The sequence below is a fragment of the Pseudomonas entomophila genome, assembly GCF_018417595.1.
Taxonomy (GTDB): Bacteria; Pseudomonadota; Gammaproteobacteria; order Pseudomonadales; family Pseudomonadaceae; genus Aquipseudomonas; species Aquipseudomonas entomophila_C.
In genome coordinates, this window is sequence record NZ_CP070982.1 from 2,082,838 (window position 1) to 2,103,312 (window position 20,475).

General features: G+C 64.3%; 16 protein-coding genes. 8 read left to right on the forward strand and 8 right to left on the reverse strand.

Features of this window, described 5'->3' with window-relative positions:
• Positions 1-139 precede the first annotated feature (139 nt).
• The 5 genes from JYG34_RS09270 to JYG34_RS09290 all read right to left on the reverse strand — a co-directional run bounded on the left by JYG34_RS09270 (position 140) and on the right by JYG34_RS09290 (position 5,637).
• Positions 140-874, reverse strand: coding sequence for a phosphoadenylyl-sulfate reductase (locus JYG34_RS09270; protein ID WP_213660405.1), 735 nt, complete (start codon positions 872-874; stop codon positions 140-142).
• Positions 875-1,066: 192 nt separating this feature from the next.
• Positions 1,067-2,410 (reverse strand): aminodeoxychorismate synthase component I, encoded by a 1,344-nt coding sequence (gene pabB / locus JYG34_RS09275; protein WP_213660406.1) that lies wholly within the window; start codon positions 2,408-2,410, stop codon positions 1,067-1,069.
• A 169-nt stretch (positions 2,411-2,579) separates the two neighbouring features.
• Complete coding sequence (locus JYG34_RS09280; RefSeq protein ID WP_213660407.1) at positions 2,580-3,560, reverse strand: alpha-L-glutamate ligase-like protein; 981 nt, start codon at positions 3,558-3,560, stop codon at positions 2,580-2,582.
• Positions 3,560-5,095 carry an inactive transglutaminase family protein gene (locus tag JYG34_RS09285; RefSeq protein ID WP_213660408.1) on the reverse strand — a complete coding sequence of 512 codons (1,536 nt, stop codon included), beginning with the start codon at positions 5,093-5,095 and terminating at the stop codon, positions 3,560-3,562. Before JYG34_RS09285 ends, JYG34_RS09280 begins: the two co-directional genes overlap by 1 nt.
• Before the next feature lie 5 nt (positions 5,096-5,100).
• Complete coding sequence (locus JYG34_RS09290) at positions 5,101-5,637, reverse strand: ATP-dependent zinc protease family protein (RefSeq protein ID WP_213660409.1); 537 nt, start codon at positions 5,635-5,637, stop codon at positions 5,101-5,103.
• Between the two features lie 285 nt (positions 5,638-5,922).
• Between JYG34_RS09290 and JYG34_RS09295 the strand changes: the two genes are divergently transcribed.
• The 6 genes from JYG34_RS09295 to prpD all read left to right on the forward strand — a co-directional run bounded on the left by JYG34_RS09295 (position 5,923) and on the right by prpD (position 14,451).
• Positions 5,923-6,639 carry a GntR family transcriptional regulator gene (locus tag JYG34_RS09295; protein ID WP_213660410.1) on the forward strand — a complete coding sequence of 239 codons (717 nt, stop codon included), beginning with the start codon at positions 5,923-5,925 and terminating at the stop codon, positions 6,637-6,639.
• Positions 6,636-7,526 (forward strand): methylisocitrate lyase, encoded by an 891-nt coding sequence (prpB, locus tag JYG34_RS09300; RefSeq protein ID WP_011533147.1) that lies wholly within the window; start codon positions 6,636-6,638, stop codon positions 7,524-7,526. Before JYG34_RS09295 ends, prpB begins: the two co-directional genes overlap by 4 nt.
• Before the next feature lie 148 nt (positions 7,527-7,674).
• A complete protein-coding gene (gene prpC, locus JYG34_RS09305) occupies positions 7,675-8,802 on the forward strand; it encodes a bifunctional 2-methylcitrate synthase/citrate synthase (protein ID WP_213660411.1) in 1,128 nt (375 codons plus the stop codon).
• A 165-nt stretch (positions 8,803-8,967) separates the two neighbouring features.
• Positions 8,968-11,556, forward strand: a complete 2,589-nt coding sequence (gene acnD / locus JYG34_RS09310; protein ID WP_213660412.1) for a Fe/S-dependent 2-methylisocitrate dehydratase AcnD — start codon at positions 8,968-8,970, stop codon at positions 11,554-11,556.
• 151 nt (positions 11,557-11,707) lie between these two features.
• Positions 11,708-12,898 (forward strand): 2-methylaconitate cis-trans isomerase PrpF, encoded by a 1,191-nt coding sequence (gene prpF, locus JYG34_RS09315; RefSeq protein ID WP_213660413.1) that lies wholly within the window; start codon positions 11,708-11,710, stop codon positions 12,896-12,898.
• A gap of 68 nt (positions 12,899-12,966) precedes the next feature.
• A complete protein-coding gene (gene prpD, locus JYG34_RS09320) occupies positions 12,967-14,451 on the forward strand; it encodes a 2-methylcitrate dehydratase (protein ID WP_213660414.1) in 1,485 nt (494 codons plus the stop codon).
• A gap of 108 nt (positions 14,452-14,559) precedes the next feature.
• On the opposite strand, the gene acnB is transcribed toward prpD, so the two are convergent.
• Positions 14,560-17,169 carry a bifunctional aconitate hydratase 2/2-methylisocitrate dehydratase gene (acnB, locus tag JYG34_RS09325; RefSeq protein WP_213661140.1) on the reverse strand — a complete coding sequence of 870 codons (2,610 nt, stop codon included), beginning with the start codon at positions 17,167-17,169 and terminating at the stop codon, positions 14,560-14,562.
• Positions 17,170-17,574: 405 nt separating this feature from the next.
• Between acnB and JYG34_RS09330 the strand changes: the two genes are divergently transcribed.
• Positions 17,575-18,042, forward strand: coding sequence for a DUF1289 domain-containing protein (locus JYG34_RS09330; RefSeq protein WP_213660415.1), 468 nt, complete (start codon positions 17,575-17,577; stop codon positions 18,040-18,042).
• A gap of 77 nt (positions 18,043-18,119) precedes the next feature.
• Positions 18,120-18,764: a hypothetical protein gene (locus JYG34_RS09335; protein ID WP_213660416.1), complete on the forward strand. Its 645-nt coding sequence runs from the start codon at positions 18,120-18,122 to the stop codon at positions 18,762-18,764.
• An 8-nt stretch (positions 18,765-18,772) separates the two neighbouring features.
• Here the strand turns inward: JYG34_RS09335 and queD are convergent, their stop codons facing one another.
• Positions 18,773-19,129 (reverse strand): 6-carboxytetrahydropterin synthase QueD, encoded by a 357-nt coding sequence (gene queD / locus JYG34_RS09340; protein ID WP_213660417.1) that lies wholly within the window; start codon positions 19,127-19,129, stop codon positions 18,773-18,775.
• 53 nt (positions 19,130-19,182) lie between these two features.
• Positions 19,183-20,262 carry a patatin-like phospholipase family protein gene (locus tag JYG34_RS09345; RefSeq protein ID WP_213660418.1) on the reverse strand — a complete coding sequence of 360 codons (1,080 nt, stop codon included), beginning with the start codon at positions 20,260-20,262 and terminating at the stop codon, positions 19,183-19,185.
• Positions 20,263-20,475 lie beyond the last annotated feature (213 nt).

Genomic DNA, 20,475 nt, shown 5'->3' on the forward strand with positions numbered 1-20,475 from the left:
TTTCAGATCGTATGGGGCCGCTTTGCGGCCCATCGCGGCACAAGGCCGCTCCTACAGGTACAGCGCCGCCTGCAAATGCGCTGCAATACCTGTAGGAGCGGCCTTGAGCCGCGATGGGCCGTGAAACGGCCCCGACTACTTATGCCTTGGTAATCAGGTTGCCGGCATGCAGCCCGCATTCCTTCTGCGTCGACTCTTCCCACCACCAGCGCCCCTCGCGCTCATGCTGGTTCGGCAGCACCGGCCGGGTGCACGGCTCGCAACCAATGCTGATGAAGCCACGCTCATGCAGGCTGTTGTACGGCAGCTCGAGCATGCGGATGTAACCCCAGACTTCCTCGCTGGTCATCTGCGCCAGCGGGTTGAATTTGTACAGAGGGCGCTCGGGGGTGGAAAAGGCGCTGTCGATCTCCAGCGCCGCTACCTGGCTGCGGGTGCCGGGGCTCTGGTCGCGGCGCTGGCCGGTGGCCCAGGCGCTCACGGTGGCCAGCTTGCGGCGCAGCGGTTCGATCTTGCGGATGCCGCAGCACTCACCGTGTCCGTCCTTGTAGAAGCTGAACAGCCCCTTCTCCTTGACGAACGGGTCGAGTTTGTCGCGGTCGGGGCTGAGGATCTCGATGGGCAGGTTGTACTGCTCGCGCACCTGGTCGATGAAACGATAGGTTTCCGGGTGCAGGCGCCCGGTGTCGAGGCTGAACACCTTGACCTGCTTGTTCAGCTTCCAGGCCATGTCCACCAGCACCACATCCTCGGCGCCACTGAAGGAGATCCACAGATCGTCGCCGAAGTGTTCGAAGGCGAGCTTGAGGATCTCCTGCGGGGACTTGCTGGCGTAGGTCGCGGCCAGGGCGGCGACGTCGAAGGGTTGGCTCATCAGGCGGTTTCCATCAGGTGAGTGGCGCTGTGCGCTCGTAGTGTCCAGATGGTAACAAAAAATGGCAGGGTAGACGGCCAGGATCGATGTTGCTCTTTTCGCGGGCAAGCCCGCTCCCACAGGGTTGTCACCGGCCCGAGGCTCGCTGCCGTGCCTGTGGCGCGAGCTAGCCCGCTAAGTAGACGCCGCCGTTCACAGGCCCTGTAGTGTCTCCATCAATACCCGCACCTTGGCGATCGACTCTTCGTATTCGGCCTGCCAGTGCGAGTCGGCCACCACCGCGCCGCCGCCCCAGCAACTGACCTGGCCATCCTTGACCAGCAGGCTGCGGATGGCGATGGAACTGTCCATCTCGCCGCGAACATCGAGGTACAGCAGCGAGCCGCAGTACAGCGCCCGGCGGGTGGGCTCCAGCTCGTCGATGATCTGCATGGCGCGGATCTTCGGCGCGCCGGTGATCGAGCCGCCCGGGAAGCTGCCGCCGATCAGGTCCAGCGCGTCGCGGCCAGCGGCCAGGCGCCCGGTGACGCTGCTGACCAGGTGGTGGACGTTGGGGTAGCTCTCCAGGCTGAACAGTTCCGGCACCTTCACCGAACCAATCTCACAGGTGCGGCCGATGTCGTTGCGCAGCAGGTCGACGATCATCAGGTTTTCTGAGCGATCCTTCGTGCTGTTCAGCAGCTCGTCGGCGTTGCGTGCATCCTCGATGGGGTCGCTGGCGCGTGGACGGGTGCCCTTGATCGGGCGGGTCTCGACTTCGCCTTGGCTGACGCGGATGAAGCGTTCGGGAGAAAAGCTGAGCAGGGCGGTACTGGCATCCAACTGCTGGTACCCGGAAAACGGCGTCGGGCACGCCGCACGCAGGGCTTGGTAGGCGTGCCACGGATCGCCCTGGCAGGGCGCGCGGAAGCGCTGGGTCAGGTTGATCTGGTAGCAGTCGCCGGCCTGGATGTACTGCTGGACCTTGTCGAAGGCGTTGCGGTATTGCTCGGGGCTCAGGTCGCCGGCCATGGGGGCGAGTAGCTGGAACTCACCAGGCTTGGTGGCGGCGGGCGCTGCAAACAGCTGAACCAGGCGGTGCCGCTCGGTCGTCTCGAGGCTTGGGTGGAACACCAGCTGGCTGCGCTGCAAATGATGGTCGGTCACCAGTGCCCAGGTATAGAGGCCCAAGTGGGCGTCGGGTAGTGTGAGGTCGTCCCGGGCTTCGGCTGGCAGATGCTCCAGGCGGCGCCCGAAGTCGTAGCTCAGGTAGCCGATCAGCCCGCCGACAAATGGCAGTTCCACGCCTGGAGGCAGTCGTGCCGTGCCCAGGTCGGCCAGGGCTTGGCGCAGGCGTTGCAGGTAGCCCTGGCCGGTTTCGCCAGGCTGCGCCTGCAGCTGTTGCCGTGGCCAGGCGCTGAGCAGGTCGAAGCGGCCGCGCTCGGCGTGGGGGCGGGCACTGTCGAGCAGGATCGCGCCTGGCGCTGTGCGCAGGCGTGCGAAATAGAACGCGGGGTCGGGCTGGTAGGGCAGGGGGTGGAGCGTACAGGTCGGCATCAGAATGGACGGCGATGAAAAAAGCGAGGGGGCGATTGTAGACCTGTGTAGGAAATGCGCCTAGCGTTGGCAACGACATTCACGTGTCATGGTGAGTCTAGGGGCCCTGTCGCGGGGCAAGCCCGCTCCCACAATCGATTCGTGGGAGCGGGTTTGCCCCGCGATGGGGTCACAGCTGCTGAACGTGCCCGAACAGCCCTTGCGACACCCGTACGCGTTGCGCGGCATCCTCGGTGCGGCCTTCCTTCGCCAGCATCTCCAGGTGCGCCTCGATGGCGTGGGTACGCTGGGTGAGCCCGCAGTCGTTGGCGATCTGGATATTCAGGCCGGGGCGGGCGTTGAGCTCGAGGATCAGCGGCCCTTTGTCCTGGTCCAGCACCATGTCCACGCCGATGTAGCCTAGGCCGCACAGTTCGTAGCAACTGGCGGCGAGCTTCATGAAGCCGTCCCAGTTGGGCAACTGCACGCCGTCCACCGCGTTGGTGGTGTCCGGGTGCTTGCTGATGATCTTGTTCAGCCAGGTGCCGCGCAGCGTCAGGCCCGTGGCCAGGTCCACCCCCACGCCGATGGCGCCCTGGTGCAGGTTGGCCTTGCCGCCGGACTGGCGGGTGGGCAGGCGCAGCATGGCCATCACCGGGTAGCCCATCAGCACGATGATGCGGATGTCCGGCACGCCTTCGTAACTGATGCTCTTGAAGATCTGGTCCGGGGTGACCCGGTACTCGATCAGCGCACGGTCGCGGTGCCCGCCCAGCGAGTACAGGCCGGTGAGGATGCTGGAGATCTGATGCTCGATCTCTTCGTGGCTGATGATCTTGCCCGATACCGTGCGGTAGCGGTCCTCGAAGCGGTCGGCGATCACCAGGATGCCGTCACCGCCAGCCCCTTGGGCCGGCTTGATGACGAAGTCGTTGCGCTCGCCGATGATCTCGTCGAGCTTCTCGATCTGCTTCTCGGTCTCGATGATGCCGTACATCTCCGGCACATGGATGCCGGCCGCCAGTGCGCGCTCCTTGGTGATGATCTTGTCGTCGACGATCGGGTACAGGTGGCGCTTGTTGTACTTCAACACGTAGTCCGCGTTGCGCCGGTTGATACCCATGATGCCCCGGGCCTCCAGGGCTTTCCATGTCTTGAGCAGGCCGAACATCAGGCGTCAGCCTTTTTCAGGAAGGCCTTGAAGCGTACGAGCTCGGTCAGGCGGTAGCCGCGGTAGCGACCCATCGCCAGCATGAAGCCCACCAGGACCAGCAGCACCGCCGGGAAGGTGAAGACGAAGTAGGTCAGCTCCGGCACGGTCATCAGCAGGTGCGCGATGGACGCGGCGAACAGGGTGCCGATGGCCACTTTCATGGCATGGCCGCCACCGCGCTCTTCCCAGGTGATCGACAGGCGTTCGATGGTCATGGTCAGGATCACCATCGGGAACAGCGCCACCGACAGGCCGCGTTCAAGGCCCAGCTTGTGGCTGAACAGGCTGATGGCGGCGATCAGCACCACGACGAAGGTCAGCACCACCGACAGGCGCGGCAGCATCTGCAGCTTCAGGTGCTCGAGATACGAACGCAGCGACAGGCCCAGCGCGGTGATCACCGTGAACAGCACGATGCCGAAGCCCAGTTGTGTTTCGCGGAAGGCCAGGGCGATCAGCACCGGGGTGAAGGTGCCCAGGGTCTGGATGCCGATCAGGTTGCGCAGCACCAGGATCACCAGCACACCGATCGGGATCATCACCATGATCATGAAGGTCTGTTGCGTTTGCAGCGGCAGGCCGTACAGCGAGTACTCGAGGAAGTCGGCGTCGGTGTTCTCGTCGGTCAGCTTGGCCAGGCGGATGGCGTTCATCTCGCTGTTGTTCATGCTGAAGGTGACGTTGGCCTTCTTGCCGCCATCGACGCTGATCAGGTTCTCGTCGCCGGTCCACCACAGCAGGCGGTCGGCGGGCAGGCCTTGTTCGCCGGTGTCCGGGTTGAAGTACAGCCAGTCGTTGCCGTTGAAGCTGCGCAGCCACAGTTCAGGGGTTTGCGGGGTGTCGGCAATCAGGCGGATGGTGTGGACTTTCTCCAGCGGCACGTGGGCGATGGACAGCAGCAGGTCGATGACCTGGGCTTTCTTCATCGACGAGGTGTCGCCAGCCAGCAGCAGCTTGACGTTGTCGTCGTTGAGATTGTTGACACGCTTGATCGTTTCGCTGACGAAAGTCTCGACGTCGGCCGAGTGTTGACGGATCGGTGCCATCAGCGCTTCGGCGGCGATCTTCTCCGGGCCCTCGAGGGCCAGGCTGTCGCGGAAGGTCGGGCCCTTGATCTTGGTCTTTTCGTTGCTGTAGCGCTTGGTGAGCACCAGGCGGTAGTAGAGGGTCTGGTTGCCACTGGCGCGGCGCGCCGACCAGGTGACCTTGCGGTTGCCGTCGACGCGGTTGACGCTCACCCCATAGTTGTTGGAGATGAAGCTCTCGTTGAGGCTCACATAGTCACGGTTCAGCGGCGGCACGAACATCTGCACCTTGACCGGGTCCTTGGCGCTGGCGACGAACTCGACCTTGGCGTCGATGTTCCACAGGTCGTCGGTTTCATCTTCGGTCACCGGGATACCAAGGGCGAAGATCTGATAGGCCGTGATCGCCACGCCCAGCAACACCAGGACGGTGATCAAGACTTTCAGGTGGAGGGTAAGAGAGCGCATCGGAATTACTCTGCTTTGGGAGCTTCGGTGGCACAGGCAGGTTTGCCGGCCGCGTATTTTAGGCTTGGGTCGACCAGCGCACCAAAGTGCTTGAGGGCCTCGGAGCCGATCAGCAGCGGGAACTGGAAGGCACTGCGGTCGGTGAGGTTGACCTCGATGGTGCGGCGTGTCTGGCCCATGCAGATATCGAGCTCGATGACCGGACGGGCGGTGTAGGCCTTGCCGGATTCGGCGTCATAGTCCCCGGCACGGCGCTTGATCTTGCTGACCCGGGCCAGGGGGCGTTCGATGGGGTGTTTGTGGGCGGCGTCGATGGCCAGGTAGAAGCGTACCCAGCTCTCGCCGTCGCGCTTGAAGCGCTTGATGTCGCGGGCACTGAGCGAGGCGGTCTTGGCGCCGGTGTCGAGCTTGGCCGCCACTTCCAGGTCGAGATCGCCCAGGCGGGCGTATTCGTTCAGACCGTACACGGTCTTTTCCGCCGCGGGCGCGATGGCCGGCAGCAGGGTCAGGCAGAGCAGCAGTGAAGCGGGTGTGAGTCTCATAATCCTGGCGCGGTGCTGTGCGGGGTTCAGGGCAAGGCGACTGGCCAAGCGTCCTCATGAGTGTGTCGGCAGCATGAAAAGATGACAGGTTCATGCTCCATGCTCCGAAAGAAGCGCGGCATTCTATCACGCCGAGGTCTTGACGCCAGCGCGCCCGCGATCAGACCGCGTAGAGGCGGGGTAAGTTCGTTATTAGACGATTGTCGACAATATTCTTTTTGTCTTTGACTCTCAGCCTTGGTTTGGCTAGTTTTGCCGTCATTGATTTTGAAGGTGTCGACAATCATGCTGGACACAGCCCAGGCCGCGACGATCACCCAGGACGAAACCGAGACCCTGTCGGAGAACGTCTTCCGGCGCATCCAGGCGGCCATCGTCAAGGGCGAGATCGCCCCCGGCAGCAAGATCTCCGAGCCGGAGCTGGCGCGCACCTACGGCATCAGCCGCGGCCCGCTGCGCGAGGCGATCCACCGTCTTGAGGGCCAGCGCTTGCTGGTGCGTGTGCCCCATGTCGGCGCGCGGGTGGTGTCGCTGAGCCATGCCGAGCTGATCGAGCTGTACGAGATCCGCGAATCGCTGGAAGGCATGGCTTGCCGCCTGGCCGCCGAGCGCATGAGCCAGGCCGCCATCGACGAGCTGCGCCATGTGCTCGACACCCACGAGCGCGACGCCGCGTTCCAGGCCGGGCAGGGCTACTACCAGCAGGAAGGCGACTACGACTTCCACTACCGGATCATCCAGGGCAGCGGTAACCAGACCCTCTACAAGATGCTCTGCGGCGAGCTGTACCAGCTGGTGCGCATGTACCGCATCCAGTTCTCCACCACGCCCAACCGGCCACGCCAGGCCTTCGCCGAACACCACCGCATCCTCGACGCCATCGAGGCCCGCGACGGCGAACTCGCAGAACTCCTGATGCGCCGCCACATCGGCGCGTCCAAGCGCAATATCGAGCGCCACTACCAGGGCGCCGACAACAATAGCCCACGAGGTGAGTCATGACAGTGAAGAGCACCCCCGGCCAGCGTTTCCGTGACGCGGTTGCCGCCGAACATCCGCTGCAGGTGGTCGGGACCATCAACGCCAACCACGCCCTGCTGGCCAAGCGCGCCGGGTTCAAGGCCATCTACCTGTCCGGCGGCGGTGTCGCCGCCGGTTCCCTGGGGCTGCCGGACCTGGGTATCAGTGGCCTGGACGATGTGCTCACCGACGTGCGCCGTATCACCGACGTGTGCGACCTGCCGCTGCTGGTGGATGTCGACACCGGCTTCGGTGCCTCGGCCTTCAACGTCGCCCGCACCGTCAAGTCGATGAGCAAGTTCGGTGCCGCGGCGATCCATATCGAGGACCAGGTCGGCGCCAAGCGCTGTGGCCACCGCCCGAACAAGGAGATCGTCAGCCAGCAGGAGATGGTCGACCGTATCAAGGCCGCCGTTGACGCCCGCAGCGATGACAGCTTCGTGATCATGGCGCGCACCGACGCGCTGGCGGTGGAGGGGCTGAACGCCGCGCTGGACCGTGCCGCGGCTTGTGTCGAAGCCGGCGCCGACATGATCTTCCCGGAAGCGATCACCGAACTTTCGATGTACAAGACCTTCGCCGACCGGGTGAAGGCGCCGATCCTGGCCAACATCACCGAGTTTGGCGCCACGCCGTTGTACACCACCGAGGAGCTGGCCTCGGTCGACGTGTCGCTGGTGCTCTACCCGCTGTCGGCGTTCCGTGCCATGAACAAGGCCGCCGAGAATGTCTACACCGCGCTGCGCCGCGACGGTACGCAGAAGAACGTGATCGACACCATGCAGACCCGCATGGAGCTCTACGACGCCATTGGCTACCACGCCTTCGAGCAGAGTCTGGATGCGTTGTTTGCGCAGAAGAAAGGTTAAACCTGTAAGGGCCCTTCGCGGATAAATCCGCTCCTACAGGTAGAGCACAACCGTTTGTAGGAGCGGATTCATCCGCGATGAACCAAACACCGATCCAACAGCATTAGCCAGATAGCGTCCATAACAAATTCAAGAAAGGAGAAACACCATGGCCGAAGCAAAAGTACTCAGTGGCGCAGGCCTGCGCGGCCAGGTGGCCGGGCAGACCGCGCTGTCGACCGTCGGCCAGGCCGGTGCCGGCCTGACCTACCGCGGCTATGACGTGCGCGACCTGGCCGCCGGCGCCGAGTTCGAGGAAGTCGCCTACCTGCTGCTCTACGGCGAGCTGCCGAGCAAGGCCGAGCTCGCCGACTACAAGCGCAAGCTCAAGGGCCTGCGCGACCTGCCGCAAGCGCTGAAGGAAGTCCTCGAGCGCATCCCGCGCGACGCCCATCCGATGGACGTGATGCGCACCGGCTGCTCGGTGCTCGGCACCCTGGAGCCGGAACTGACCTTCGACGCCCAGCGCGACAAGACCGACCGCCTGCTGGCGCTGTTCCCGGCGGTGATGTGCTACTGGTACCGCTTCACTCACCACGGTGTGCGCATCGATTGCACCAGCGATGAAGAAACGATTGGCGGCCACTTCCTGCATCTGTTGCATGGCAAGAAACCAAGTGACCTGCACGTCAAGGTGATGAACGTCTCGCTGATCCTGTACGCGGAGCACGAGTTCAACGCCTCGACCTTCACCGCCCGGGTCTGCGCCTCGACCCTGTCCGACCTGTACTCCTGCGTGACTGCCGCCATCGGTTCGCTGCGTGGCCCGCTGCACGGTGGCGCCAATGAGGCGGCGATGGAGCTGATCGAGCGGTTCCAGACGCCGCAGGAAGCCACCGCCGAGCTGCTGCGCATGCTTGAGCGCAAGGATAAGATCATGGGCTTTGGCCATGCCATCTACAAAGAGTCCGATCCGCGCAACGAGGTGATCAAGGGCTGGTCGAAAAAGCTTGCCGACGAAGTGGGCGACAGCGTGCTGTATCCGGTCTCCGAAGCCATCGACAAGACCATGTGGGAGCAGAAGCGCCTGTTCCCCAACGCCGACTTCTACCATGCCTCGGCGTACCACTTCATGGGCATCCCGACCAAGCTGTTCACCCCGATCTTCGTCTGCTCGCGCCTGACCGGCTGGGCCGCGCACGTGTTCGAGCAGCGTGCCAACAACCGCATCATCCGCCCGAGCGCCGAGTACGTTGGCGTCGAGCAGCGCCAGTTCGTGCCGATCGAGCAACGCTGAGTCATAGATCGCTGGGGCTGCTGCGCAGCCCTTTCGCGGCACAAGGCCGCTCCTACAAGGGCGGCGCAATATCTGTAGGAGCGGCCTTGTGCCGCGAAAGGGGCGCGCAGCGCCCCCCGTGGCCTGACCTGCAATCCGCATACCGTGACCGAGCCTGATAACGATATGAACACCGCATTCCGCAAGCCCCTGCCAGGCACCGCCCTGGACTATTTCGACGCCCGCGCCGCAGTCGAGGCAATCAAGCCCGGCGCTTATGACGGCCTGCCATACACCTCCCGCGTGCTCGCTGAAAACCTGGTACGCCGCTGCGATCCAGCCACCCTCAACGCCTCGCTCGAGCAGTTGATCGAGCGCAAGCGCGACCTCGACTTCCCCTGGTTCCCGGCCCGCGTCGTGTGCCACGACATTCTCGGCCAGACCGCGCTGGTGGACCTGGCCGGCTTGCGCGACGCCATCGCCGACAAGGGCGGCGACCCGGCCCAGGTCAACCCGGTGGTGCCGGTGCAACTGATCGTCGACCACTCGCTGGCCGTCGAGTGCGGCGGCTTCGACCCGCAGGCGTTCGAGAAGAACCGCGCCATCGAGGATCGTCGCAACGAGGACCGTTTCCACTTCATCAACTGGACCAAGAAGGCGTTCAAGAACGTCGACGTGATCCAGCCGGGCAACGGCATCATGCACCAGATCAACCTGGAGAAGATGTCGCCGGTGATCCACAACGACCACGGCGTCGCCTACCCGGACACCTGCGTCGGCACCGACAGCCACACCCCGCACGTCGATGCCCTGGGCGTGATCGCCATCGGCGTCGGCGGCCTGGAGGCCGAGAACGTGATGCTGGGGCGCGCTTCGTGGATGCGCCTGCCGGAAATCGTCGGCGTCGAGCTGACGGGGCGTCTGGCCCCGAACATCACTGCCACCGACCTGGTGCTGGCACTCACCGAGTTCCTGCGCAAACAGAAGGTGGTCGGCGCCTACCTCGAGTTCCACGGTGCAGGCGCCAGCGCGCTGACCCTGGGCGACCGCGCCACCATCTCCAACATGGCCCCGGAATACGGCGCCACTGCGGCGATGTTCGCCATCGACCAGCAGACCATCGACTACCTCAAGCTCACCGGCCGCGACGAGCAGCAGGTGCAGTTGGTGGAGACCTACGCCAAGGTTGCGGGCCTGTGGGCCGACAGCCTGGCCAAGGCCGAGTACGAGCGCACCCTGAGCTTCGACCTGTCGGGTGTGGTGCGCAACATGGCCGGCCCGTCGAACCCGCACGCCCGGGTGTCCACCAGCGACCTGGCGGCCAAGGGCATTGCCGGCCAGTGGGACGAAGTGCCGGGGCAGATGCCGGATGGCGCGGTGATCATCGCCGCCATCACCAGTTGCACCAACACCAGCAACCCGCGCAACGTGATCGCCGCAGGCCTGCTGGCGCGCAATGCCAACAAGCTCGGGCTTGCCCGCAAACCCTGGGTGAAATCGTCGCTGGCGCCCGGCTCCAAGACCGTGCAGTTGTACCTGAAGGAAGCGGGGCTGGAGCAGGAGCTGGAGCAGTTGGGCTTTGGCATCGTCGCCTTTGCCTGCACCACCTGCAACGGCATGTCCGGCGCGCTGGACCCGGCGATCCAGCAGGAGATCATCGACCGCGACCTGTACGCCACCGCCGTGTTGTCGGGCAACCGCAATTTCGACGGGCGCATCCACCCCTACGCCAAGCAGGCCTTCCTGGCCTCGCCGCCGCTGGTGGTGGCCTACGCTATCGCTGGCACTATCCGCTTCGACATCGAGAAGGATGTGTTAGGCGTGGTCGACGGCAAGGAGATCCGCCTGAAGGATATCTGGCCGAGCGATGAAGAAATCGACGCCGTGGTGCGTGCGTCGGTGAAGCCTGAGCAATTCCGCCAGGTGTACATCCCGATGTTCGCCATCGAAGAGGACAGGGGGCCGAAGGTTGCGCCGCTGTACGAATGGCGTCCGATGAGCACCTATATTCGCCGCCCGCCTTACTGGGAAGGCGCCCTGGCCGGCGAGCGCACCTTGCGTGGCATGCGCCCGCTGGCCGTGCTGCCGGACAACATCACCACCGACCACCTGTCGCCGTCCAACGCCATCATGCTCGACAGCGCCGCCGGCGAGTACCTGGCGAAGATGGGCCTGCCGGAGGAGGACTTCAACTCCTACGCCACCCACCGCGGCGATCACCTGACCGCGCAGCGCGCCACCTTCGCCAACCCCAAGCTGTTCAACGAGATGGTGCGCAAGGACGACGGCAGCGTGAAGCAGGGTTCGCTGGCGCGCATCGAGCCGGAAGGCAAGGTGACCCGGATGTGGGAAGCCATCGAAACCTACATGCAGCGCAAGCAACCGCTGATCATCGTCGCCGGTGCCGACTACGGCCAGGGCTCGTCCCGCGACTGGGCGGCCAAGGGTGTGCGTCTGGCGGGGGTCGAGGCGATCGTCGCCGAAGGCTTCGAGCGCATCCACCGTACCAACCTGGTGGGCATGGGTGTGTTGCCGCTGGAGTTCAAGGCGGGCACCGACCGCAAGACCCTGGGGCTGGACGGTAGCGAGACCTACGACGTGCTCGGTGAGCGTACGCCGCGCGCGACGCTGACCCTGGTAGTGACGCGGCGCGATGGCGAACGTGTCGAGGTGCCGGTGACCTGCCGCCTGGATACCGCCGAAGAGGTGTCGATCTACGAGGCGGGCGGGGTATTGCAGCGCTTTGCCCAGGACTTCCTGGAAGGCGCAGCCTGAGTGAGCGGGGGCCGCTTCGCGGCCCTTTCGCGGCACAAGGCCGCCCCTACAGGCGATCGTGTGTCTCTGTAGGAGCGGCCTTGAGCCGCGAAAGGGCTGCAAAGCAGCCCCAGGGATGTTCGCCGAAACGAAAAGATCAGGAATCACAACAATGGCACACGTACCTCAAATCAAAATCCCCGCCACCTACATCCGTGGCGGCACCAGCAAAGGCGTGTTCTTCCGCCTCCAGGACCTGCCCGAGCAGGCCCAGGTCCCCGGCCCGGCCCGCGATGCCCTGCTGTTGCGGGTGATTGGCAGCCCCGACCCGTACGGCAAGCAGATCGATGGCATGGGCGGCGCCACCTCCAGCACCAGCAAGACGGTGATCCTGTCGAAAAGCATCAAGGCCGATCACGACGTCGACTACCTGTTCGGCCAGGTGTCGATCGACAAGGCTTTCGTCGACTGGAGCGGCAACTGCGGCAACCTCTCCGCTGCGGTCGGCTCGTTCGCCATCGCCAGTGGCCTGGTCGATGCTGCGCGTCTTCCACGCAACGGCATCGCCACCGTGCGCATCTGGCAGGCCAATATCGGCAAGACCATCATCGCCCATGTGCCGATCACCGACGGTGAGGTGCAGGAAACCGGTGATTTCGAGCTCGACGGCGTGACCTTCCCGGCCGCCGAGGTGCAGCTGGAGTTCCTCGACCCGGCCGCCGACGAGGACGGCGATGGTGGGGCGATGTTCCCCACCGGCAATCTGGTGGACGACCTCGAGGTGCCAGGTGTCGGCACCTTCAAGGCAACGTTGATCAACGCCGGTATCCCGACCATCTTCGTCAACGCCGCCGACCTCGGCTATTCCGGTACCGAGCTGCAGGAGGCCATCAACGGCGATGTCGCCGCGTTGCAGCGTTTCGAGACCATCCGCGCCCATGGCGCGGTGCGCATGGGCTTGATTGAACACGTCGATCAGGCTGCCGGGCGTCAGCACACACCCAAGGTGGCCTTCGTCGCGGCGCCGACCACCTACACTGCTTCCAGTGGCAAGACGGTCAATGCCGAAGAAGTCGACTTGCTGGTGCGCGCGCTGTCCATGGGCAAGTTGCACCACGCGATGATGGGTACCGCTGCGGTGGCCATTGGTACGGCGGCGGCGATTCCCGGAACGCTGGTCAATCTCGCGGCCGGAGGAGGTGAGCGCAGTGCCGTGCGCTTCGGGCACCCATCCGGCACGTTGCGGGTCGGTGCCGAGGCGCGTCAGGTGGGCGGGCAGTGGACCGTGACCAAAGCCATCATGAGCCGTAGCGCTCGGGTGCTGATGGAGGGCTGGGTGCGCGTGCCTGGCGACAGCTTCTAACGCACCAATGGCGCACGGCTTTCGTTGAGCGGGGCCGCTGTGCGGCCCCCGTTTTCAAGGAGCCGCCAATGAGCGCCAACGTCGACGTCAACACTCGCCCCGACTACGACCAGATCCTGCAGGCTATCGCCGACTACGTCTTGGACTATCAGGTCGACTCCGCCGAAGCCCTCGACACCGCCCGCAACTGCCTGATGGACACTCTGGGCTGCGGCCTGCTGGCCCTACGCTTCCCCGAGTGCACCAAGCTGCTGGGCCCACTGGTCGAGGGCACCGTGGTCCCCCATGGCGCGCGGGTCCCCGGGACCAGCTACCGCCTCGACCCGGTCAAGGCTGCCTGGGACATCGGCTGTGCTGTCCGCTGGCTGGACTACAACGATACCTGGCTGGCCGCGGAGTGGGCTCATCCTTCGGACAACCTCGGCGGTATCCTCGCCATCGCCGACCACCTCTCGCAAAGGCGTGTGGCCGCTGGCGAGGCGCCGCTGACCATGCGCACCGTGCTCGATGCAATGGTCATGGCCCATGAGATCCAGGGTGTGCTGGCGTTGGAGAACGCGTTCAACCGGGTCGGCCTGGATCATGTACTGCTGGTCAAGGTGGCCTCCACCGCAGTCTGCGCCAAGCTCATGGGCGCCAACCGCGAACAACTGCTGTCGGCGCTGTCCCATGCCTTCGTCGACGGCCAGGCCTTGCGCACCTACCGTCATGCGCCCAATGCCGGCTCGCGCAAGTCGTGGGCGGCGGGGGACGCCTCCAGTCGCGGGGTGCGCCTGGCCGATATCGCCATGCGTGGCGAAATGGGCGTGCCCGGCGTGCTGACGGCGGCGCAGTGGGGCTTCTACGACGTGTCGTTCAGCCACACCAACAAGGACCTGGCGCTCAAGCCTGAAGAGCAGCAGGTACTGCGCCTGCCCCAGGCCTTCGGCAGTTATGTCATGGAGAACGTGCTGTTCAAGGTCAGCTTTCCCGCCGAGTTCCATGCGCAGACCGCCTGCGAGGCCGCGTTGGCCCTCCACCCACAGGTGCGCAACCGCCTGCATGAAGTCACGCGAATCGTCATCACCACCCAGGAGTCGGCGATCCGCATCATCTCCAAGGAAGGCCCGCTGGCCAACGCCGCCGACCGCGATCATTGCCTGCAGTACATGACGGCCGTACCGCTGATCTTCGGCAGCCTGGTGGCCGAGCATTACGAAGATGCTTTCCACGCCGCGCACCCGAGCATCGACCGCCTGCGCGAGAAGATGGAGGTCGTCGAGGTGCCGCGTTTCAGCCGCGAATACCTGGAGCCTGACAAACGTTCGATCGCCAACGGTCTGCAGGTGTTCTTCAAGGATGGCAGTCATACGCGGGAAGTGGTGGTGGAGTACCCGGTCGGTCATCGTCGGCGCAGGGCAGAGGGGATACCGTTGCTGGAAGCCAAGTTCAGGGAGAACCTGGCGACGCGGTTTGCGCGGCAGCGCTGTGAGGCGATCCTGGACGTGTGCAAGGATCAGCAGGCGCTGGAGGCCATGCCGGTGCACAGGTTCGTTGATCTCTTCGTTATCTGAGGCTGCCTGTTCCGGCCTCTTCGCGGGCAAGCAAAAACAACAAAAAAGCCCCGGCATTTCTGCCAGGGCTTCTTCTTGTAGCTTGCAGCTTACAACTTGCCGCTCAACTTACGCCTGGACCACCGGGATCTTGGCGTTGGCCGCGGCTTCGCGGAACTCGGCGATCTGGTCGAAGCTCAGGTAGCGGTAGACGTCGGCAGCCATGCTGTCGATGTCTTTCGCGTACTGCATGTACTCCTCGACGGTCGGCAGCTTGCCGATGATCGAAGCGACTGCGGCCAGTTCGGCCGAGGCCAGGTACACGTTGGTCGCGTCGCCCAGGCGGTTCGGGAAGTTGCGGGTCGAGGTCGACACCACGGTCGAGCCGGTCTGCACACGTGCCTGGTTACCCATGCACAGCGAGCAGCCTGGCATTTCCATGCGCGCGCCAGCCTTGCCGTAGATGCCGTAGTAGCCTTCCTCGGTCAGCTGGTGGGCGTCCATCTTGGTTGGCGGTGCCAGCCACAGGCGGGTCGGGATGCCGCCCTTGACCTTGTCCAGCAGCTTGCCGGCGGCACGGAAGTGACCGATGTTGGTCATGCACGAACCGATGAACACTTCGTCGATCTTCTCGCCCTGTACCGAAGACAGCAGGCGGGCGTCGTCCGGGTCGTTAGGTGCGCAGAGCACAGGCTCTTTCACGTCGGCCAGGTCGATCTCGATGATCTCGGCGTATTCGGCGTCGGCGTCGGCCGACAGCAGCTCAGGTTTGGCCAGCCAGGCTTCCATCGCTTGCGCGCGGCGCTCCAGGGTGCGGGCATCGCCGTAGCCTTCGCCGATCATCCAGCGCAGCAGGGTGATGTTGGACTGCAGGTACTCGGCGATGGCCTTCTCTGGCAGCTTGATGGTGCAACCGGCGGCAGAACGTTCGGCCGAGGCGTCGGACAGCTCGAAGGCTTGCTCGACGGTCAGGTCGTTGAGGCCTTCGATCTCCAGGATGCGGCCGGAGAAGGCGTTCTTCTTGCCTTTCTTCTCGACGGTCAGCAGGCCTTTCTGGATGGCGTAGTAAGGGATCGCATGGACCAGGTCACGAAGAGTGATGCCGGGCTGCAGTTTGCCCTTGAAACGCACCAGGATCGACTCTGGCATGTCCAGCGGCATGACGCCGGTGGCGGCGGCGAAGGCCACCAGGCCGGAACCGGCCGGGAACGAGATGCCGATCGGGAAGCGGGTGTGCGAGTCGCCACCGGTACCGACGGTGTCAGGCATCAGCATGCGGTTCAGCCAGCTGTGGATGATGCCGTCGCCTGGGCGCAGCGACACGCCGCCACGGGTGCGGATGAAGTCTGGCAGGGTGTGGTGGGTGGTGACGTCGATCGGCTTCGGATAGGCCGCGGTGTGGCAGAACGACTGCATCACCAGGTCAGCGGAGAAGCCCAGGCACGCCAGGTCTTTCAGCTCGTCGCGGGTCATCGGGCCAGTGGTGTCCTGGGAGCCGACGGTGGTCATCTTCGGTTCGCAGTAGGCACCTGGGCGCACGCCCTGGCCTTCCGGCAGGCCGCAGGCGCGGCCGACCATCTTCTGCGCCAGGGTGAAGCCCTTGGTCGAAGCGGCAGGCTGCTCGGGCTTCTTGAACAGGTCCGAAGGGGCCTGGCCCAGCTCGGCGCGGGCTTTCTCGGTCAGGCCACGGCCGACGATCAGCGGGATACGGCCGCCGGCGCGGACTTCGTCCAGCAGTACTTCGGTTTTCAGCTCGAAGTTGGTGACCAGTTCGTCGCTGCCGTGGCGGCGCACTTCACCCTTGAACGGGTAGACGTCGATGACATCGCCCATGGCCAGGTTGGTGCAGTCGAACTCGATCGGCAGGGCGCCGGCGTCTTCCATGGTGTTGTAGAAGATCGGGGCGATCTTGGTGCCGAAGCAGAAGCCACCGGCGCGCTTGTTGGGGACGTACGGAATGTCGTCGCCGAAGAACCACAGCACCGAGTTGGTGGCGGATTTACGCGAGGAACCGGTACCGACCACGTCGCCGACGTAGGCGACCGGGAAGCCTTTGGCTTTCACGGCTTCGATCTGGGCCAGCGGGCCGACCGAACCTGGCTGCTGCGGCTCGATGCCGTCGCGGGCCATCTTCAGCATGGCCAGGGCGTGCAGCGGGATGTCAGGGCGCGACCAGGCGTCCGGGGCAGGGGACAGGTCGTCGGTGTTGGTTTCGCCAGGCACCTTGAACACGGTCAGGGTGTACTTGTCGGCGATGGCCGGACGCGAAGTGAACCACTCGCCGGCAGCCCAGGATTCCAGCACGGCCTTGGCGTGGACGTTGCCGGCCTTGGCTTTTTCAGCCACGTCGTGGAAGGCATCGAACATCAGCAGGGTGTGCTTGAGCTGTTCGGCCGCGATGGCGCCCAGTTCGGCGTCATCCAGCAGCGCGACCAGCGTTTCAATGTTGTAGCCGCCCTGCATGGTGCCGAGCAGCTCGGTGGCGTGCTTGCGGTCGATCAGCGGCGACTTGGCTTCGCCCTTGGCGACGGCGGAGAGGAACGCGGCCTTGACGTAGGCGGCTTCGTCCACCCCTGGCGGAACGCGGTTGGTGATCAGGTCTACGAGGAAGGCTTCTTCGCCGGCCGGCGGGTTTTTCAGCAGCTCGACCAGGCCTGCAGTTTGTTCGGCGTTCAGCGGCTGGGGCACGATACCCAGAGCGGCACGCTCTTCGATGTGTTTGCGGTAGGCTTCAAGCACAGTTATTACCCTCATCAGTGGTCCCTAAAGGGAGTCCGGGACGCTCATCCAGCATTCCATGCACCCATGCGCAGCGACGACTTTTTGAGTCGCCCAGCCAGGGTCGCAGAGAATCCTTACAGAAGCTGCTTTCAAAGTTTTACGCCTGCAGAACGGGAGCTGATGAGGGCTGGCGCGGGCATGCGAGGGGTGCATGGCCCGGGCCAACGCCGTTCTGCCGGATCAACTGTGCTCGTGACGCTTTGAAAACAGCTTCCAACGGACATTGGTGCCTTGAAAAGGCGGTGTGATTCTACGGCAAAAAAAAGCCGAAGGTAAGGCGCCGATCATGACTTTAACGGGTGACCCTGGTTAGACAAAGGGCTAACATGACCCGGTGTTCCCCCGCCAAGCCGTTGTTTTTCCATGTCCAACCAGTCCATCAAGACCCCTTGCGTCGGCCTCTGCTCCACGGTGTACGGAGACCTGGTGTGCCGCGGCTGCAAGCGTTTCCACCACGAAGTGATCCACTGGAACGGCTACGACGATGCGCAGAAACGCGCCGTGTGGCTGCGCCTGGAGCAACTGCTGGTGCAGGTGATGATGGCCAAGCTGGAAGTGTTCGACAAAGGCTTGCTGCGCCAGCAACTGGAACAGCGCTCGATCCGCTTCGTGGCGCAGCAGTCGGAGTATTGCTGGGCGTATCAGCTGATCGCCCGAGGGGCGCGGATGATCCGTGACCTGGAGGCTTACGGGATGGCGTTGCTGCCGGAGTTCCGCGACTGGGAACTGCCGCAGTTGCGCGATGCCATCGACCGCGAGTTCTTCCTGTTGTCCGAAGCGCATTACCAGCGCTACATCGCACCGCGCTTTCTCACGGATGCGTTGGAGTAGCCTGTTTCCCTCTGCCGCCAATTGCTGTGCCCAAATACCGTGATCACTCCTGAAACAATGCGCGGAGTGGCAGGCAGATGGCGTTCTATTTCAAGTATCAACCACAGCTTTCATTCATTGCCCGTTGGTGGTGGCAAGAGGATGGCAAGCGTATCGATCCTCTCGAGTGGCGAGCCTCCCGCCATCTGCTCAAGCCCATCTGGGTGGGGTTTGAGCGTGGCGACGGCGAAGATGAGTACTTGCGTACCGAAAGCCGCGAAGGCTCGCTGCAGCCTTGGTCGCCATTGAAGGGCCACGGCGGGGGGACGCTGCATGATCTGTTCTGGTTCGGCGCCTATGAACGCAATGGGCACTACTATTACCAGATTCGCCCGGTAAGCGGTGATGTCGATGGCAGCCCCAGCATCGACACCAGCTACCTGGATACGGATGCTGTTGGCTACATGGGGATGTACCCGGGCCACCACAAGGTGCCGGAGTGGGTGATCTACATCGGCGAAGACATGTGGCAGCTCAGGGGGGTGGACCCGCAGGACCTGATTGAAGGCGAGCGCTGTGTCAACGTGGCAATGCTGGATGTCGATGACAACCCGGTGACCCGGCGCCTGCAAAGCCGGCAGCCTTACCTGTACACCGGTTCTGTTGCCTACCAGGGGCGTGTCAGCCTGCATGTGCTGAAGCGGCCCTTTCCGGCGCTCGAGTCTTACACCAAGCGTAATTGACTGTCCGCTCAGTCGCCGCTGTACTCGCAACCGCTGGTGCAGGTTTCGTGGATACGCACCTTGGACAGTTCCGGCAGCAGCGGCTTGACCTGGTCCCAGATCCACTTGGCGATCACTTCGCTGGTGGGGTTTTCCAGGCCGGGGATGTCGTTGAGGTAGTTGTGGTCCAACTGCTCGTAGATCGGTTTGAACACCGCCTTGATCTCGGCGAAGTCGCGGATCCAGCCGGTGTGCGGGTCGAGCGGGCCGGTCAGGTGCAGGGCGACCTTGAACGAGTGGCCATGCAGGCGGCCACACTTGTGGCCGGCCGGGACATTGGGCAGGCGGTGAGCCGATTCGAAGGTGAACTCTTTGAAAATTTCCACGCTGGCATAACTCTGTGTGAATCGATGATGCGCGCAGTCTACCAGCATGGCCGCTACAAGGCTTGCAAGCGATCCTGCAATCGCCCGGTGGCGATCAGCTCGAGCAACTCGTCGCCCAGGCGCCGGCTTTCGGCGATGGCCTGGTACCAGTAGCGCTTGCGGCCGGGGGCGTCGCCCATGAAGCGCTTGAAGTCGTTGCGGTCGGGCAGCTTGCCATAAGGCAGGGCGGCCAGGTACTGCGCCGAGGGGGTCATCAGCAGTACGTTGCGCAGGCGCGTGGCGTCGCCCTTGCGCCAGGGCAGGGCCTTGTCGAACCAGCCGGGCACCACCTTGTCGGTGAAGTGCGGGTAGAGCACCAGGTCGTCGCCGCGGTAGGGCAGGTCGAGGTGGTAGTCGAGCAAGCCGCCGTCGCGGTAGGTGCCCGCACCCGCGCCGGGGATGTCGCGCACGCCTTCCATGACCATCGGGATCGAGCCCGAGGCGAGCAGGGCGTGGCGCAGGTTGGCCAGGTCCAGCGGCAGGTTGCGCGAGGGGAAGTCGGTGAGCGCCTCCAAGGGCGGCGCCTCGCGCACATCATGCAGGATGACCCTCTCGAAGTGCCGCCCAAGGCGCTCGCGCCCCAGCAGGTTGCTGGCGATCACCGAGCCCAGGCCCATGCCGAGGCGGCCGCGGTGGTCGTGGGCCAGCTGGCCATGGCTCTTCACCACCAGGATGTTCAGGCGGTAGTGCGGGTTGGCGAGGATCTGCCCGTCGCGGCCTTGCAACAGGTCGTCGAGCATGCGCTGGCTGCTCTGGCTGATCTCTTTGGGTGTCACGCCCTTGGCGAAGTCCTGTTCGGTGTACAGCTCGCCGAGGCGGCGCAGGCCGGCGACCGGGTCGTCGAGGCAGGCGCTGGCGAAGCGCCAGGAGCCGATCGAGGCACCGATCAGCGCGCGCTGGCGTGGCGCCGACGGCAGCCATTCACCGAACAGCGCCAGGTCCAGGCCCTGGATGCCCAGTGGCTTGGGGCCGCCGGCCGCGCCCGGTAGCACACCGACATCGGCTGCCTGCAGGCCGCGCTCACGGATCTGCCGCAGGGCGCGGTGGCCGGCCTTGAAGGTCAGGGCGGGGTACTTGATGTGGATGGCGCTCATGGCAGGATCTCGAGCAATGCAGGCGGCTCATTATAGGGGCAGATGGCCCATCGCGGATGAACACGCCCCGTAGGAGCGGATTCATCCGCGATGAGGCCGGTACAGGCCCGCCAGCCAACTGCGCTATCATGCGGCCAGCTGTTTTCAGGTTGAGTTAAGGACTCCCGGTTAGTCTTGATCCCGTAGACAACTTGCACACCCCGATGGAGTGAC